Source organism: Bradyrhizobium iriomotense, from assembly GCF_018129405.1.
Taxonomy (GTDB): domain Bacteria; phylum Pseudomonadota; class Alphaproteobacteria; order Rhizobiales; family Xanthobacteraceae; genus Bradyrhizobium; species Bradyrhizobium iriomotense_B.
Genome location: NZ_JAFCLP010000010.1, coordinates 86816 through 101583, shown reverse-complemented (window position 1 = coordinate 101583; position 14768 = coordinate 86816). Strand labels below are relative to the sequence as shown.

The following is a 14768-nucleotide window of genomic DNA, read 5'->3' as shown; positions in this document are numbered from 1 at the left end:
AAATCAATGAGATGCACGAAAGCAGCGGCTCAGCTCGGCAGCTGTTAGGCGTCAAATCGAGCCAACCAGATCGACCGACCAGGGAGAAGGGACCAGGGATGACCAAGCAGATTGAATTCTATTTCGACTTCGGTAGCCCCTACAGCTACCTCGCACAGAGCCAGCTCAAGAAACTGACGGCAGACACGCAGGCCACCATCGTCTACATGCCAATCAACGTGCTGGATTTGATGAAGGCGACCGGCAACACCCCGACAACGATTGAGTGCAAGGCAAAGAGGAAATACGCGAAGAGCGATCTTCAACGCTGGGTCAAGAAGTACGGCGTCGGCTGGGAGCCCAACCAGAACTTCCGACACATCGACCTCAACTTCCTGCTTCGCGGGGCCATCGCCGCGATCAAGCTCGGGGTGGGTGCCGAGTTTGTCTCGAAGGTATTCACCGGCCTCTACGCTCAGGTGCTCGATCTGGGCAACGTCGAAATCCTTAAGGACTTGCTGAAGAAGAACGAGCTCCCTGCGGATCGCATCCTCGAGCTGATGGCTCAGGATGAGATTTCCGAGGAGCTGAAGGCCCGCAACAAGGCAGCCGAAGAAGCCGGCCTGTTTGGTACGCCGACGTTTCGGATCGGAGAGGAAATCTATTTCGGAAACGATCGGCTCCCCTTCGTCGAAGCAGCAGTAAAAGCGCGGGCATGATCATGACAAAGCCAGTTTGTGTTATTACCGGCGTTGGTCCCGGCACGGGCAGCGCACTCGCGCGCCGTTTCTCTCGCGGCGACTATCACGTCGCTCTCATTGCGCGCTCCGAGAAGCGCATCCCGAAGCTCCAAGCTGAGCTGCCGGACGCTTCCGCCCACATCTGCGATGTCACGCAAGAGGACCAGGTCAGCGAAACCGTCGCCAAGATCACACGCGACCACGGCGCGCCCGCGATCGCCATCCACAATGCCGTAGGCGGAACGTTCGGAAATTTCCTGGAAGTGGATCCCGCGGCACTCGAGACGAACATCAAGGTCAACACTATGGGACTGCTTTATCTCGCCAGAGCGGTCGCTCCAGCGATGATCAAAGCGCAAAGCGGTGCCATCATTGCGACCGGAAATACCTCGGCCTATCGCGGGGTCGAGAGCTACGCCGCATTCGCTCCGTCGAAAGCAGCAGAACGTATCCTTGCCGAATCGATGGCACGGCATCTGGGCCCGAAGGGCGTCCATGTCGCCTTTCTGATGATCGACGCAATCATCAACGTGCCATGGGCTCGCAAGATGTTCCACGACAAGCCGGAAGAGTTTTTCGCTCAGCCGACAACGATCGCCGATGAGATCTGGCACATATGCCATCAGCCTCGCTCGGCATGGTCGTTCAACTACGAACTCCGCCCTTATGGCGAGAAGTGGTGACCCGCTCGATCGTAAACCTCAATCAATCTCGATCTGAGAAGCCGGATCGTCACCTTACTGGTCGACTCGTCCGGCTCTTGAAGCGTCCTTAGCCGGCTTCTTCAAACGGCTGAGAAGCATTTGCCTGAAGCACCCGCTTCGCAGAGTTCGGTGACCTCGCCGAGCGGCCAGGTCGGATCCAGCGGATCCGACGTTAACCGCTTCGATCTGACCAGGAGCGAAAGAAACATGACGCGACAGAGTCCAATCCTGATCACCGGCGCCGGCGGAGAAGTTGGATCGGTGAGCAAAACGATCGTCCACATGCTTCTGGAGAAGCAATATCCTGTGCGCGCCTTTGTCAAAAGAGACGACGAAAGGGCCGAAGCGCTTCGGAAAGCTGGTGCAGACGTATTTGTCGGGAATCTTCTCGATCTTGCCGATGTCGCCGCAGCCGTGAAAGGCTGTCGGCGGATCTATTTCAGCATGAGCTTGAATCCATACTATACCGACGCGAGCGTCCTGATGGCTGCCGCCGCACAGGAGCAAGGAGACACCGAGGTGTTCGTGAACATTTCGGAGTACGAACAGATTTATATGACCTTCGACAAAATGTCGGCCTCCCGCGATTCCAGACGGGCTTGGCTGGGCGGTTTGGTTGGCGACTGGTCACGGCAACAAAGAGCTCACTGGGCATCGGAGCGTGCGCTGAAGTGGTCAGGTCTGCCGGTCGTGAACGTTCAAGCGACTATGTTTGTCGAGAATCCGATCCTTTCCTGGTTCCCCCTGAAGCAACTTCTCTGTGCCAATGAGCTGCACCTGCCGTTCGGATCCCAAAAGGTTGCGCCCATCGCCGCTTATGACGTCGCGGAACTATGCACCAAGATTCTGGTCGATCCTTCGACGCACATTTCGAAATCATATGCGTTGACCGGGCCGACGTTGAAGGACATGCACGCGGTTGCAGAAGATTTTGGCGCGGTGCTGAGCCGACCGATCAAGTACGTCCCGCAGGATGCGGATGCTTGGATCGAGACTTACGTCAATAGCGTCTATGCGTCTCGCAATCCGCATGTTGCGAGCCACATAAGGACTCTTGTCCACCTGGTCGCCGGCGGGCGCTATGACGTCGTCGACGATCAGCTCGAACGGTTGCTTGGTCGCACTCCGAAGGACATGCAGTGGGCCCTGAAGCAATCGCCGCGTATTCGCGAGGCCCTGTAGTACGCTTGAGGGCGACGCCCGACGTTGCGTGGCGCCCGTGCACAACGATCGAAGTCGACCTGTAACCTGGTGCGCAAGGGCTGATGGGGAAACAATCGCAGTCCGCGGCTCTAGATTCAGGCTCGAGCTTTGAAGTCCAAAACAACGGGCCGCCGGCTTGCTTGGCAAGGCGGCCTTGATTCTCAAACAGTTTTGTTTGCGTCTCAGCGGGGGCCTTATTGCTGAAAACAAGGCATGGGAACGGAAAGCGGCGCTTATCCCTTTGGATGGTCAACTCCTCGACGATCAAGTCATGGATCACCCGAACCGCCGCTCTGGCGCCAGGTCTGATCGCGGCTTCTTTCATTTCGTTATTGGCCGATTGCCTGCGGACACTGCCGTACCTGTCCGTCGTCAGCCCGATGATGCTGGCAATGCTGATCGGGCTGACCCTCAACAATGTGGTAGGCCAATCGGCTCTGCTCAGAGACGGCATCCTATTCAGTCAGCGGCGATTACTCCGGATCGCCATCGTACTGCTCGGCCTTCAGCTCACCTTCGCCGAGATATCGAGGCTGGGTACGACGGGTTTGGCCATTCTGGTCGCCGGGCTGGCGTCGACCTTCGTCTTCACGGTGCACGTCGCTCGATTGTTGGGTGTCGAAGAAAAGCTCGCCAAGCTGATAGCCGCGGGGACCTGTGTGTGCGGCGCGTCGGCGGTGGTCGCAGCGAACGCCGTCTTGCGCGGAAAGGAAGAGGACGTGACTTATGCCGTTGCATCGGTCACCATCTTCGGGACTGTCGCCATGTTACTTTTTCCGTTACTGCCGCAGCTTCTCCATCTGAATGCCCGAGAGTTCGGGCTTTGGACCGGCTCTTCCGTTCACGAGGTTGCCCAGGTAGTTGCAGCCTCATTTCAACACGGGCAGATCGCCGGCGAAATGGGCACGATCGCAAAACTGTCTCGCGTCATGATGCTCGCCCCGCTGGTGCTTGCGATGGGTCTGCTTTCGCGTGGCCGCGACCAAGCAGGGACAGAAACGCCAAGACGCGCGCCGGCGGCACCCTGGTTCGTGTTCGGCTTCGTCGCTGCTACCTGCATCAACAGCATCGTCACCATCCCGGTGGGGTTGAAATCGAATCTGATATGGTTGACGACCTTCCTGCTGACCGCAGCGCTTGCCGCAATGGGAATGCATACCGACCTGTCGAAACTGCGAAGCCGAGGCTTTCGCCCTGCCCTGCTGGGATCACTTGCCTCTCTTTTTATCGGCGTCTTCAGCGTGGCCTGCATCAAGCTGCTCTACTGAACGACGTGCGGCGATCTCGGGAGGGCTGGCGTCGCTCGCCTGCTTCTACCGAGATAACCAGCTCCCGCTCTGGTGCGAACGTCGCGCGGCTGTCGAACAGTCAGCAAAAAAACGGCCCGAGATCGGAAATCCCGGACCAGTCTGGGAGGCTCGCGCGCGCGTCACAGTCCAATCCAAAGAACAAGCTGCACGATGACCGCAAAAGGCAACCCGAATGTCAGCGCGAGGAGCTGACCTTCTCTGATTTCGTCGACGCTAAGATCGGGAAAGAACTCGATCGCGAGTAGACCATATTCCATGAGCCCCCCGTATCTGCCGGCCATGCGCTTCGTTTCTCGGAAACAATTTTGTCTGCATTTCGTCCTTCCTCAGCCCTCGACGTCGAAGGTGAGCCCTGCGTTCCGAACCAGCCGCGAAATCAGCTTCTCGCCCATTGCCGCACCGGGGGTCCAGATGCCTGCAGCAACGTCGCTCGCGTCCTGCAGCAGGCAGATCGCGCATTCCGTGATCATTTTTGACGTAGATCCGTAGCCTGGGTCCCTGTCACCTCGAACCGCAACAGAGATCTTGCCGTGATCCTTGCTGCTCCCGACGAACAGGATGTCGTAACAACCAGCCTCACGCTCGGCCTTCGATGGTCCCTCGCCCGGCTTCGGACTGCTTTCGCCGCCAAACGATCTGTTCTCTTCCACAATCCTTGCGGCCGTAGCCTCACCCTGCTTGCCGGCGCCCGCCACGAACATCTCGTCGTAAACGAACTCGGTCCCGTAGGGATGGCCCATGAGCGCATTGGATCGATGGACGTTGCGTGTGTTGATCGGCGACATGATGAAGGGCGCCGCCCAGGCGCCGAGGTCCTCGTCGAACTCGATCTTCATTCCGTGCGGCTGCTTCGGACCGGCGAAGCCGGGTGTCAGAAGGAACGGATCCTTGAGTTGATCGAGCACCTTCGGATCAGTCATCGCCGCAGCCATCGTCGCGCGTGAGCTGGCTGCAGTTCCGCCCGAGAACGTCCCCTTCATCACCCGGACCCGGCCTTTGACGCGCTCGGCTGGTTTTCCCCACGCCTTCCTGGCGGCGCCTTGCAGGAAGAACACACCGAGCTCGAACGGCACGGAATCGAAGCCGCACGAGAAAATGATGCGTGCCCCACTCGATCGGGCCTCGCTCTCATGAGCGTCGATCATACTCCTCATCCAGACGGTCTCGCCACTCAAGTCGAGATAGTCCGTGCCCGCGCGGGCACATGCCGCCACCAATTTGGATCCGAAAAGCTGGAAGGGTCCGACCGTCGAGATCACGGCGTGGGTCGACCGAGCCAGCGCCTGCAGCGACGCTTCGTCGTCCGAGTCAGCCTTCATCAACGTTGTATCGTCGGGCGCGCCGATCTCGGTGCGGACGGTAGCGAGCTTCTCGAGGTCGCGGCCCGCCATTCCCCACTTGATTTTCCTTCCGTATCTCGTCGCGAGGTATTCGGCCACGAGTCGCCCGGTGAAGCCGCTGGCGCCAAAGACAATCAGATCGCAGGCGCTATCCCGTACCATGCTCTCGCTCCATCAGTACCCGAGGCGCTGCCTCACCTGCGGCCGCGACCTCGCTTCTCCCGACACATGACTTATGCGGCCGATGCGGCTGAGCCGCTGTTTTTGATCGCTTTTTTGCCGCATCTGGAAAACATTCTGACTATACAGTAAGTTTCGTCAATGTAAACTATGACGCATCTCGGCTGTCCCTCTTGCGGCTGAGGTTCGGGATGTCGCCCTCCAACAGAACGGTCTTGAAAATGGTCAGCTTGAAAAGCTTGTTCGATCTCAATGGAAAGAAAGCCCTCGTGACTGGAGGCTCCCGGGGGCTTGGGCTTCAAATCGCCGAAGCGCTGGGCGAACAAGGAGCAGAGCTCGTATTGTCGTCGCGTAAGCCTTCAGATCTTGAAAAGGCGCAGGCGCATCTCGCCGGCCGCGGAATCTCCGCACAATGGATTGCAGCGGACAACTCCAGCGACGATGACATCTCGCGCCTCGTCGACGATGCGCTTTGCAAGCTCGGGCGGATTGACATTCTCGTCAACAATGCGGGAGCGACATGGGGGGCCCCGACCGAAGATCACCCAATCGAGGCGTGGGACAAGGTTATGAACCTCAACATTCGCTCCCTCTTCCTCCTTAGCCAGCAGATCGGAAAACGCTCGATGATTCCGAACCGGTATGGGCGGATCATCAATCTGGCGTCGATCGCCGGCCTTTTCGGCAGCACGAGCACGACTCAAACGATCGCCTACAACACGAGCAAGGGCGCCGTGGTCAACTTCACCAGAGCACTCGCTGGCGGCTGGGGGCGCTACGGCATAACGGTGAATGCGTTGGCGCCAGGCATGTTTCCTTCGAAAATGACCAAGGGCACGATCGAGCAGGTCGGCATGGAGAGGCTGACGGCAGGCGTACCTCTTCAGCGCATCGGCGACGAAGACGACCTGAAAGGCGCCGCCGTGTTGTTCGCCAGCGAAGCCGGCAAACATATCACCGGTCAGATCCTGAGCGTCGACGGCGGTCTAACTTCTGTACTGTCCTCATCCTAGCGAGCCCTCTTTACCGATCAGCTGTTACCTTGGATGAGATGCTCCACAAGTTGCTGGGTCGAAGCCACCTCTTGTGCCTCGCCGCGCCGCTCGCGACGTGCACCGAATTGGCGCTCACATCATTGCTCGGGAATCAGGCGCCTCTCATTCAAGATTCAGCAACCTGCTCCTCAAGAGAGAGGGGCCTCTCACGATGGGACGAGTCAAATTGAGCCCACCACTATCGGGTATTATGTAAACTGCGGGCTTGGTCGTTGGATGGGTCTTCTTCCGGTCGAAATCCAAACCCGAGTGGAGGCTGACAGTTCGCCTCTCTCGCAGCCCGGTAGGCCGGTCTACCCGTCGTCCTCTCCAGATACTGCAGACATATCTCGGGAAGCCCAAGCCCGTACTCGATCGCCCAGACCAAACAGGTTGTCAGCAGGATGTCAGCAGTCGTGAATTGAGTCCCTAACAGGTATTTCCGCTCGTCCGAAAGTACGACCTGTGCGAATTTCAGCTGAGCGTTGAAGTATTCTCTTGCCCTCGCAACGACTAGGGGCGCTTCACCGTAGATATGCGCGAGTCCCCTCCCCGTGCTGTGCCGTCGCATGACGTAAAGGCTGGTCGCATCCAGCTCGCTGACGATGAAAAAGCACCATTCAAGCCATTTCGCATATTGAACCTCGTCTTCGGGTAGAGGCGCCAAGAACCCGCTACGGTACTTGCGAGCTAGATAAGCTGTGATCGCAGCGCTCTCGCCGATCGTAAACGATCCGTCCTGCAGAAGCGGTATCTTCTGCCTCGGGTTCAGCGAAGTGTACTCCGGAACCTTCGTCTCGCCGGACCGCGCCAGAATAGGTTTACAGACATATTCCAGCTCGAGTTCGCGCAAGGCCCAATGGGCGCGGATCGTCCGGCCAGTCCCCACCCCCCATAATATCAAACCTGAAGTCATCACCAGCCCTCTGCGAAAGGCCTTAGGTCAAGCTCGTGCGTCCAGGCATCACGCGGCTGCTGATGGAGGCACCAGTACGCCTCGGCGACCGATGACGGTTTGATCAGGGAATCGGATGGCATCCCGGCAACATCCACGCCTCGCTCCCTCAAGCGCCGATGTATTTCCGGGCTGTCCAGACCGCCATCGATGATCAGGTGAGCGACATGAATATTTTGGGGGCCCAACTCTCGCGCCGCCGACTGGGCGACTGCACGAAGACCGAATTTGGCGGACGAAAACGCGGCAAAGTTCTTTCCGCCTCTGAGACTCGCGGTCGCACCCGTGAACAAGATGGTGCCTTTCGCCCGGGGGACCATGTATTTGGCGGCTTCGCGACCTACAAGAAAGCCGCCATAACAGGCCAGCTCCCAAGCCTTGAAAAACAATCGCTCCGACGTCTCCAGGATCGGCTTGCTTACGTTGGCCCCGGCGTTGAACAGACACAGCTCAATGGGTCCCATCTCGTGCTCGACGGCGGCAAACAGCGCTTGTACATCCATCTCCTTCCGGACGTCCATGCTTTTTGCCTGCACGTGGCGGCCCGCCTTGACGAGTTCGTCTATTAACGCCGCCGACTTCGATGCATCTCGACGGCCGATGCATACCTTGTAGTTAGCCGCGGCAAAACGGCGCGCAACTGCGGCTCCGATTGCGTCGCCGGCTCCCACCAGCAATGCCACGCCAGGCTCCTGCTTCATGAGCGCTCTCCGGCTTTAACTTGACGACATTGCACGGACGGTCTTGCGTTCGATCAGCGCATCGATCGACGCATCGTCGTAACCGATGTCACGCAGGATCTCGCGAGAGTGCTCACCAACGCGCGGCGCAGGCCCTTTGATCTTTGATCGGTTGATCTCGAACTTCGCCGCCGGTCTGGGCTGCCTGACTTTGCCGACAGTCGGTTGATCCAGTTCCTCGATCAGCTCTCGCGCCACCACCTGCTCATTGCGGAAGACATCACCTCGACGTAAAATGGGCGCACAAGGCACGTCCGCGGCATCGAGCCGCTCGAGCCATTCTGCAGTCGTGAACCGGCCGATATAGTCCTGCATTTTGTTGATGCGAGCCGTCGCATTCAGAAAGCGTCCGCCCGGCGTCGAGAACCGTTCATCCTTCTCGAGTTCGGGATCGCCGGTGGCGCGGCAGAATCCTTGCCATTCCGAATCGGAGATTGTCCCGCACGTGATGTAACCGTCCACCGTCTTGAAGACGAGATCCGGGCGGTCGTTCGGGTCGGTGACGGACGCTTCCTTACCTACGACCGTGTACTGCATCATCCCCTCCGGCCACAGATAGGCGATCATGGCATCCAGCATCGCGACCTGGATGTAATCGCCCATTCCGGTCCTCTCCCGGGCATAGAGCGCCGCCGCGACGGCCTGCGCCGTGAATACCGCAGTCGTCTTGTCGGCGACGATCGTACGGATCATCTGCGGCCGGTTCGTAACGGGTTGAGACTGGATATCCGCAAATCCGCATAGGCCCTGAATGATGGGATCGTAGACCCGCTTCTTGACATAGGGCCCGCTGTCCCCGACGCCGCTGATCGATACATAGATCAAGCGAGGGTTGCGTTCGCGCAGTTCCTTCGGCCCTAGTCCCAAGCGCTCCATCGTTCCGGGGCGGAAATTCTGAACGAGGACATCCGCCTGATCGAGCAATCGCGCCAGGATTTCGCGTCCGCTCGGCTCTTTGATGTCGATGGACAGCGATCGTTTTCCGCGATTTGAGGATATGAACAGGGCAGAGAATTCTCCTGCTTTGTCGATCGTCGCGCGGCTTCGTCTCGTTATGTCGCCTGTGATGGGCTCGATCTTGATGACGTCAGCCCCTTGGTCTGCGAGAAACATCGTGGCGAAAGGACCGGAGACGACTCCGGTCAAATCGACGACACGAACTCCGCTCAATGGGCCGGGCATTTCTGTTCTCCCTCGATGTTCGACAAGCCGGCAAACCTCGCCAAGGCTTCGACAGTTGATTTCCCTTCGAACGACGACAGTTGCATCGATCGTCACATGATCAAACTTTGGCCGCTTCGGGCGACGGATGCAGCAATCGCTCCGCGCGCAGCCGCAGCTCGTGTTTCAAGACCTTGCCGGTACCGTTTCGCGGGAGGTCATCTACCAGGAAGACGTGTTTGGGCTTTTTGTAGCCCGCGATTCGTCCTTGAGCGGTCGCGATCACGTCTTCGATCGTCAACGGGCTATCCGCCGGGCGTTCGACGAACGCAACGACGGACTCGCCGTAGACATCGTCCGGAATACCGACGACGGCGGCGTCCGCAATGCCGGGATTGGTCAAGAGGGCCTGCTCGACCTCCTTCGTGTAGACATTCAGGCCGCCGGTTATGATCATGTCCTTCTTGCGGTCCACGATATAGAGGTACCCAAGCTCGTCGCATTTAGCGATGTCGCCGGTATGCAGCCAGCCGTCGCGCAGCGCCGTCGCCGTCTCCTCGGGCCGTTGGTAGTAGCACCGCATGACGGTGAAACGCCCCGGCTCGCCCGATCGAACGAGCAGCTCGCCGGGCTGTCCCGGCACGGTGTCGGTCCCGCGATCATCGACGATCCTGATCTCCACGCCAGGTGTCGGGCGTCCGATCGATTCCGGCCGGGCGAACTGTTCCTCGTGCGAGAGCGACGTCACCGCTCCGGCTTCGGTCATGGCGAAGAAGGAGACGAGGCGGACGTGCGGAAGCAAGGACATAAATTTCCGCTTCAACTCCACCGGGAACGCCTCGCCGGTCACGACGATACACCGTAACGACGCGCACCTCGACGGGTCATCCTGGATCGCAGGCAGCATCATGCGACAGACGGTTGGCACCATTCCTAGCACGGTGATCTTCTCGTTTTCGATCGCTCGGATAGCCGCGACGCGATCGAACGACTTTAGGATCACCAAGGTACCCCCGAGGCTCAGAGCGTTCGCCAGTCGCGCCAAGCCAGCGCGATGCGCCAGCGGCGTAGTAACCAAATAGCGATCGTCACTAGAGATGCCCCATTCGACCGCGTGCACGAAATAATTTTGTACGATAAGGTTCGAATGGGTAAGAACCGCCCCCTTGGGAGCGCCGGTGGTGCCCGACGTGTACATCACCAATGCATCGTCGGCGAAGGGCAAGGGATGCAGAGGAGCCGGATCGTTGGCGCGCAACTCGGCCATTCCGATCGTGCCGGAGATCATCGTCCCCGTAGAGATGAAAATCGCGTCCGGAAGCTCCTTCGCGACTTCAGCGCGCAGGGCGAAGTCCGCCTCCAGAGCGACCGCGAACGGTTTGCTATCCCGGCAGATGTATTGAAGCTCAAGGGGCGTGAGCCGTGTAGATACCGGAACTACGATCACACCGATCGAGAACGCCGCATAGAGGAGCTCGATCAGTTCGATTCCGTTCGGCAGATTGATGACCAGCCGGTCTCCGGCTTTTGCGCCGAGTTTGAGCAGTCCGGTCGCTAGATGGCGTATCCGCCGGTCGAGCTCGCCGTAGCTGACACGATCGCTTCCGCAGACAAGTGCCGCCTATTCGGGATGGCGCACCGCTTGTGCCCGGAAGATCGTGTCGAGCCGCATGGAGGCCTCACAGAATCCGAAACGCCGGATACCGTACGTCTTCCGAGAGTCGATCCCAAGTTACTTCGACGCGCTGGCCGATCGAGACCCTATCCGGATCTGTGTCGACGATGTTGCCGAGAATGCGGACCCCTTCGTCCAGTTCGACTGTCGCGACGGATAGCGGTAAGCGCCCCTCCAACCCGGGGCCCGGGACGCGAATTACCGTACAGGCATAGATCACCCCTGTTCCCGAAACCTCGCGCCACTCCAGATTTCGGCTCCCGGTGAAGATGCTGACCGGGCGCGGATAGTGCTGGAATTGATTGGTGTCCTTGCAGAACTGCAGCACCAGTTTTCCGCGTTTCGCGGCCTCCCAAAACGGTGCGGTGTCGACATAGGTGGAGGTCTTCGGAACAGGGCGCGCAACCGCTCGATCGATCATCGTCATGCCTCCAAGATCAGGGCAGCGCTTGTGCCCCAGTTGCGCGCGAAGGGAATTACGCCGATTCCCGTGACCAGGGCGTTCTTGGGGTCTTTCACCTGTCGACCGCCTCCTTCGCCGAACATCTGTCGGACAGCTTCAGCCAGATTGAGCCCGCCGCTCGCCAATCCCGGTTGCCCAGCCGAGATCTGACCGCCCCCCGTGTTCAGCGGCAATGTGCCGGTGCGCGAGAGATCCGTAGCCAGAGTGAAGTCGCTGCCCTGCCCGCGCTCGCAGAAACCAAAGTCTTCGAACTGCATCATGACGGCGATCGTAAAATCGTCGTAAGGCTGAAACATCCGGATATCCCGGGCAGACAAGCCGCTCTGTTTGTAGATCAGGGGAGCGATGGCAGAAAAGCCCGTCTCCGTTATGTCTGGACACGAACGGTCGCCGTGGAGATTGGTTATCTCCGCGTAAGCGGTGGGGAAGACCATCTTCCTCAAGCCAAGCGCTCGCGCGCGCTTCTCGGACGTAACCAGGAAGGCGTTCGCCCCATCGCAGAACATGACGCAATCCAGCAATCGGAGCGGGTCGGCAATCACACGGGAGTTGAAGTAGTCCTCCATAGTGAGAGGCGTCTTGAACTTCGCAAGCGCATTTTCGTTGTGCAGCGCGTGTTCACGCTGGGTGACCGCGATTTTTCCAAGGGCTTCCGACTTGATCCCATATTGATGATGATACCGGCTCATCAACAAGCCGAAGCTCGCGGGAGGTCCTTGAACACCTACGGGCTCCTGAAACTCCCCTCGATATGCTCCGTAATTCGCTCGCCAGGCCGTGCTTGGCGCGTCTGCGCAAAGAACAACGACGGTTTCGCACAATCCGTCTCGGATTGCTGAAGCAGCCCTCGCGATGCCGCCCGTGGCGGAGCATCCTCCGGTGCCGCTATAGTTCAACCATTTCGGAGAAAGCCCCAACGCTTCCGCCATATACATGGGGAAAAACGGGTTCGGACACTCGCTGAGCGGCGCAGCGACCGCCATGCCGTCGATCTCGGATTTTGGGATGCCCGTGGATTGCAGAAGCTTCGCTAAGGCTTCTCCGCCGAAGTCGTACGCGCTGCGCCCTGACTTGAACTCGACAGGAGTTTCGGAATAGCCCGCTATGACGATGTCACGCTTCTTCGCCAAGATGATCTCCTCGGAATTGGAGTTGCCGCTGCGCCCGAGTACCGGAACGCGATCTCAAGGCTGTCTCCAGGGTAGTCCCTCCGCCTTCCACCCTACCTTCGTGCCGCGATGTCCTTCTTCGTCGACGTCGCCCTCGAAGCCACCGGCGAGACTGAAGCACCGCGCAAATCCCGCCTCGAAGGCGGCATTCGCGGCAGCAAGGCTTCTGCCGCCGGAGCGGCACATGAAAATGACGGGATCGGCCGGATCGTACGTCGCCCTCAATTTCCCGAGAAACTCTGGATTGACGCTCATTTCCGGAAAGACATGCCAAGAGATCTTGGCCACTGCCTTTCCGAGATCCGCAAGATCCGGCACTCCGACATAGGCCCATTCCGGCTCGGTCCGCACGTCGACGAGCCGCGAGTGCTTGTCGGAAGCGAGGAAGTCCCATGCTTGCCGCGGCGAAATTTCCGTCGTCATCGGAGTCACAACGGAATAACGATCAGAATGTCGACGTTACGGGAATCCAGGATCACCAACCGCTGCCGGAAGCGGGCCTGTCCGTCCTCGATAACGACATCGTCGATGTATCTGCCGACCGCGAACACGTCCATGCGACCGCTCTCCATCGTTCGCACGATCTGAAAGTTCGATCGCGCCGAGATCACCATGTCCGATTTCTGCTCCAGGAACTCCGATCTTCCCACGATGTGGCTATAGGTATGTGGCTCGAAGATGTTGGCCGAATAGAATGCCTTCACCCGGTCCTGCATCATGCCTCTTCCGACACAACGCACAACGCCGATCGGAAGTCCCGCCTCATGGTTCTCGCGGGTGGTCACATGATACAGCGCATCCGACGTGAAGAATTGCGGCCAGGCGTCTAGCCTCATGTCGTCGACCGAATGCGCGTAGGCGGCGATCAAATCCACGACTTGATCTCGCGTCGGCGCGAATCCCTGCTTGGAGGGTTTGTTGAGAACCTTGTGCATCTCGCCTCTCCTCAGAGACCCATGATGTTGCGGTAGCCGTACCAGAAGCCGCGAACCGCGGTTTCCGTCGCGCGCGAATTCCTTTCGGATTCGACTTCACGCCCGCCCATCTCGATGAACGACGACTGGTCGGGGTCGGCACGCGTTCCGCGCTGCACGAATTCGTTGATGCAGCCGTCCTCCAAGGAGACGAGGCCCGCAGCACCGGTCAGATTGCTTTGCGTCACCCGCATCCTCGACTGCTCGTCGGTATCCCGTTCGTAGCCGAGATAGATCCAGAACAACTCCGTCTGATCCACGCCGCGGGGCGCGAAAAAGCGGATCGCCAGGGAATTTAACGTGAACTGAATGCACATGTTGGGAAAGACGGTCTGGATACTGTGCGTGATGCCGTCGTCGAACTCTTCCCAAGCCTCGAGCAGGCCTGGACCATCGAGAGCGGATTCGTAGTTGGCCGAATGCACCTTCGCATCCGCATATTCGGCTGCCTCCTGCATCTTCGCGCGGCGAGCGAAGCTCAGATGGTGCCATTTGCGTTCGGACAGCGTGATGCCACCGTCCATGTCCAGGCGGTTCACCTTGAACGTCGTGTAGAACGTATGCAACAGCGTCGCATGATAGGAATCTCGCAGGTTCTCGGCGTACAGTTTCCAGTTGTTGTGGATCATCTGGCTGTGCGTTCCGAGGATGCGCAACGGTCGGCCGAGGTTACGCTTGACGAACGATGCCATCTCGGGACCGAGATACGTCTCGACGTCCTCGATCTCGTCCGCAAAAGTTCCGAAGATCATCCCGCAGAACGACTCCACCCTCAAGGGTCGGAGACGGTGTTGCTTCGGATCGAAATCCTCCGGCATGCCGCCGTGCCCGCGTACGCCGTTGCGGAACGCAACGCCCTTTAGCTTACCGTCGAGCTCGTAATTCCACGCGTGATAGACGCACGAGAGGCTCGCGACGTTGTCCTTCTTCTTCAAGCACACCAGAGCGCCTTTGTGCGCGCAGCGATTCACCATCGCGTGTGCCTGGCAGGCGCCGTAAACGGGTTGCAGGGCGTCGCGGGCGATCTTGCGAACTCTTGAACGAAAGCCCGATAAGGCCGACTTAAAGCCGGCCGCTCTCTGCTGACTGCTGTCCCGGTGCCGAGATGCCGCGACGAACTACGGCAGAGATAGCTCCAAAA

At 59.1% G+C, this 14768-nt stretch carries 16 protein-coding genes and 1 pseudogene; 5 read left to right on the top strand and 12 right to left on the bottom strand.

Features of this window, described 5'->3' with window-relative positions; all coding sequences use genetic code 11:
* Window positions 1-98 precede the first annotated feature (98 nt).
* From JQ592_RS21325 to JQ592_RS21310, 4 genes are all read left to right on the top strand, one after another.
* Complete coding sequence (locus tag JQ592_RS21325) at window positions 99-698, top strand: 2-hydroxychromene-2-carboxylate isomerase (protein ID WP_211404748.1); 600 nt, start codon at window positions 99-101, stop codon at window positions 696-698.
* Window positions 695-1402 (top strand): SDR family NAD(P)-dependent oxidoreductase, encoded by a 708-nt coding sequence (locus JQ592_RS21320; protein ID WP_246820574.1) that lies wholly within the window; start codon window positions 695-697, stop codon window positions 1400-1402. Before JQ592_RS21325 ends, JQ592_RS21320 begins: the two co-directional genes overlap by 4 nt.
* Window positions 1403-1522: 120 nt before the next feature.
* Window positions 1523-2605: an NAD(P)H-binding protein gene (locus tag JQ592_RS21315; RefSeq protein WP_246820573.1), complete on the top strand. Its 1083-nt coding sequence runs from the start codon at window positions 1523-1525 to the stop codon at window positions 2603-2605.
* Between the two features lie 266 nt (window positions 2606-2871).
* Window positions 2872-3894, top strand: a complete 1023-nt coding sequence (locus tag JQ592_RS21310) for a YeiH family protein (RefSeq protein ID WP_211404747.1) — start codon at window positions 2872-2874, stop codon at window positions 3892-3894.
* Window positions 3895-4055: 161 nt separating this feature from the next.
* On the opposite strand, the gene JQ592_RS21305 is transcribed toward JQ592_RS21310, so the two are convergent.
* Both JQ592_RS21305 and JQ592_RS21300 read right to left on the bottom strand, forming a co-directional pair.
* Entirely contained in the window at window positions 4056-4217 is a 162-nt protein-coding gene (locus JQ592_RS21305; protein ID WP_211404746.1) for a hypothetical protein, read from the bottom strand.
* Between the two features lie 45 nt (window positions 4218-4262).
* Complete coding sequence (locus JQ592_RS21300; protein WP_211404745.1) at window positions 4263-5438, bottom strand: saccharopine dehydrogenase family protein; 1176 nt, start codon at window positions 5436-5438, stop codon at window positions 4263-4265.
* A gap of 209 nt (window positions 5439-5647) precedes the next feature.
* On the opposite strand from JQ592_RS21300, the gene JQ592_RS21295 reads away from it, so the two are divergent.
* Entirely contained in the window at window positions 5648-6469 is an 822-nt protein-coding gene (locus tag JQ592_RS21295) for an SDR family oxidoreductase (RefSeq protein ID WP_246820572.1), read from the top strand.
* 220 nt (window positions 6470-6689) lie between these two features.
* Here JQ592_RS21295 and JQ592_RS21290 read toward each other — a convergent pair whose 3' ends face one another.
* From JQ592_RS21290 to JQ592_RS21250, 10 genes and pseudogenes are all read right to left on the bottom strand, one after another.
* The gene (locus JQ592_RS21290) at window positions 6690-7406 is read right to left on the bottom strand and encodes a glutathione S-transferase family protein (RefSeq protein WP_211404744.1); all 717 of its coding nucleotides are present in this window, start codon (window positions 7404-7406) and stop codon (window positions 6690-6692) included.
* Entirely contained in the window at window positions 7406-8146 is a 741-nt protein-coding gene (locus tag JQ592_RS21285) for an SDR family NAD(P)-dependent oxidoreductase (protein WP_211404743.1), read from the bottom strand. Before JQ592_RS21285 ends, JQ592_RS21290 begins: the two co-directional genes overlap by 1 nt.
* A gap of 15 nt (window positions 8147-8161) precedes the next feature.
* Window positions 8162-9367, bottom strand: a complete 1206-nt coding sequence (locus tag JQ592_RS21280) for a CaiB/BaiF CoA transferase family protein (protein ID WP_211404742.1) — start codon at window positions 9365-9367, stop codon at window positions 8162-8164.
* Between the two features lie 100 nt (window positions 9368-9467).
* The gene (locus JQ592_RS38310; RefSeq protein WP_246820589.1) at window positions 9468-9803 is read right to left on the bottom strand and encodes an AMP-binding enzyme; all 336 of its coding nucleotides are present in this window, start codon (window positions 9801-9803) and stop codon (window positions 9468-9470) included.
* 123 nt (window positions 9804-9926) lie between these two features.
* A pseudogene (locus tag JQ592_RS21275) lies at window positions 9927-10952 on the bottom strand (class I adenylate-forming enzyme family protein); the annotation flags it as partial.
* Between the two features lie 73 nt (window positions 10953-11025).
* Window positions 11026-11448, bottom strand: coding sequence for a Zn-ribbon domain-containing OB-fold protein (locus JQ592_RS21270; RefSeq protein ID WP_246820571.1), 423 nt, complete (start codon window positions 11446-11448; stop codon window positions 11026-11028).
* Window positions 11445-12614, bottom strand: coding sequence for a thiolase family protein (locus JQ592_RS21265; protein WP_246820570.1), 1170 nt, complete (start codon window positions 12612-12614; stop codon window positions 11445-11447). The genes JQ592_RS21270 and JQ592_RS21265 overlap by 4 nt, the downstream gene beginning before the upstream one ends.
* 54 nt (window positions 12615-12668) lie before the next feature.
* A complete protein-coding gene (locus JQ592_RS21260) occupies window positions 12669-13076 on the bottom strand; it encodes a rhodanese-like domain-containing protein (protein ID WP_211404741.1) in 408 nt (135 codons plus the stop codon).
* 5 nt (window positions 13077-13081) lie between these two features.
* A complete protein-coding gene (locus tag JQ592_RS21255) occupies window positions 13082-13588 on the bottom strand; it encodes an aromatic-ring-hydroxylating dioxygenase subunit beta (RefSeq protein ID WP_211404740.1) in 507 nt (168 codons plus the stop codon).
* An 11-nt stretch (window positions 13589-13599) separates the two neighbouring features.
* A complete protein-coding gene (locus JQ592_RS21250) occupies window positions 13600-14601 on the bottom strand; it encodes an SRPBCC family protein (protein ID WP_283816152.1) in 1002 nt (333 codons plus the stop codon).
* Window positions 14602-14768: the final 167 nt, after the last annotated feature.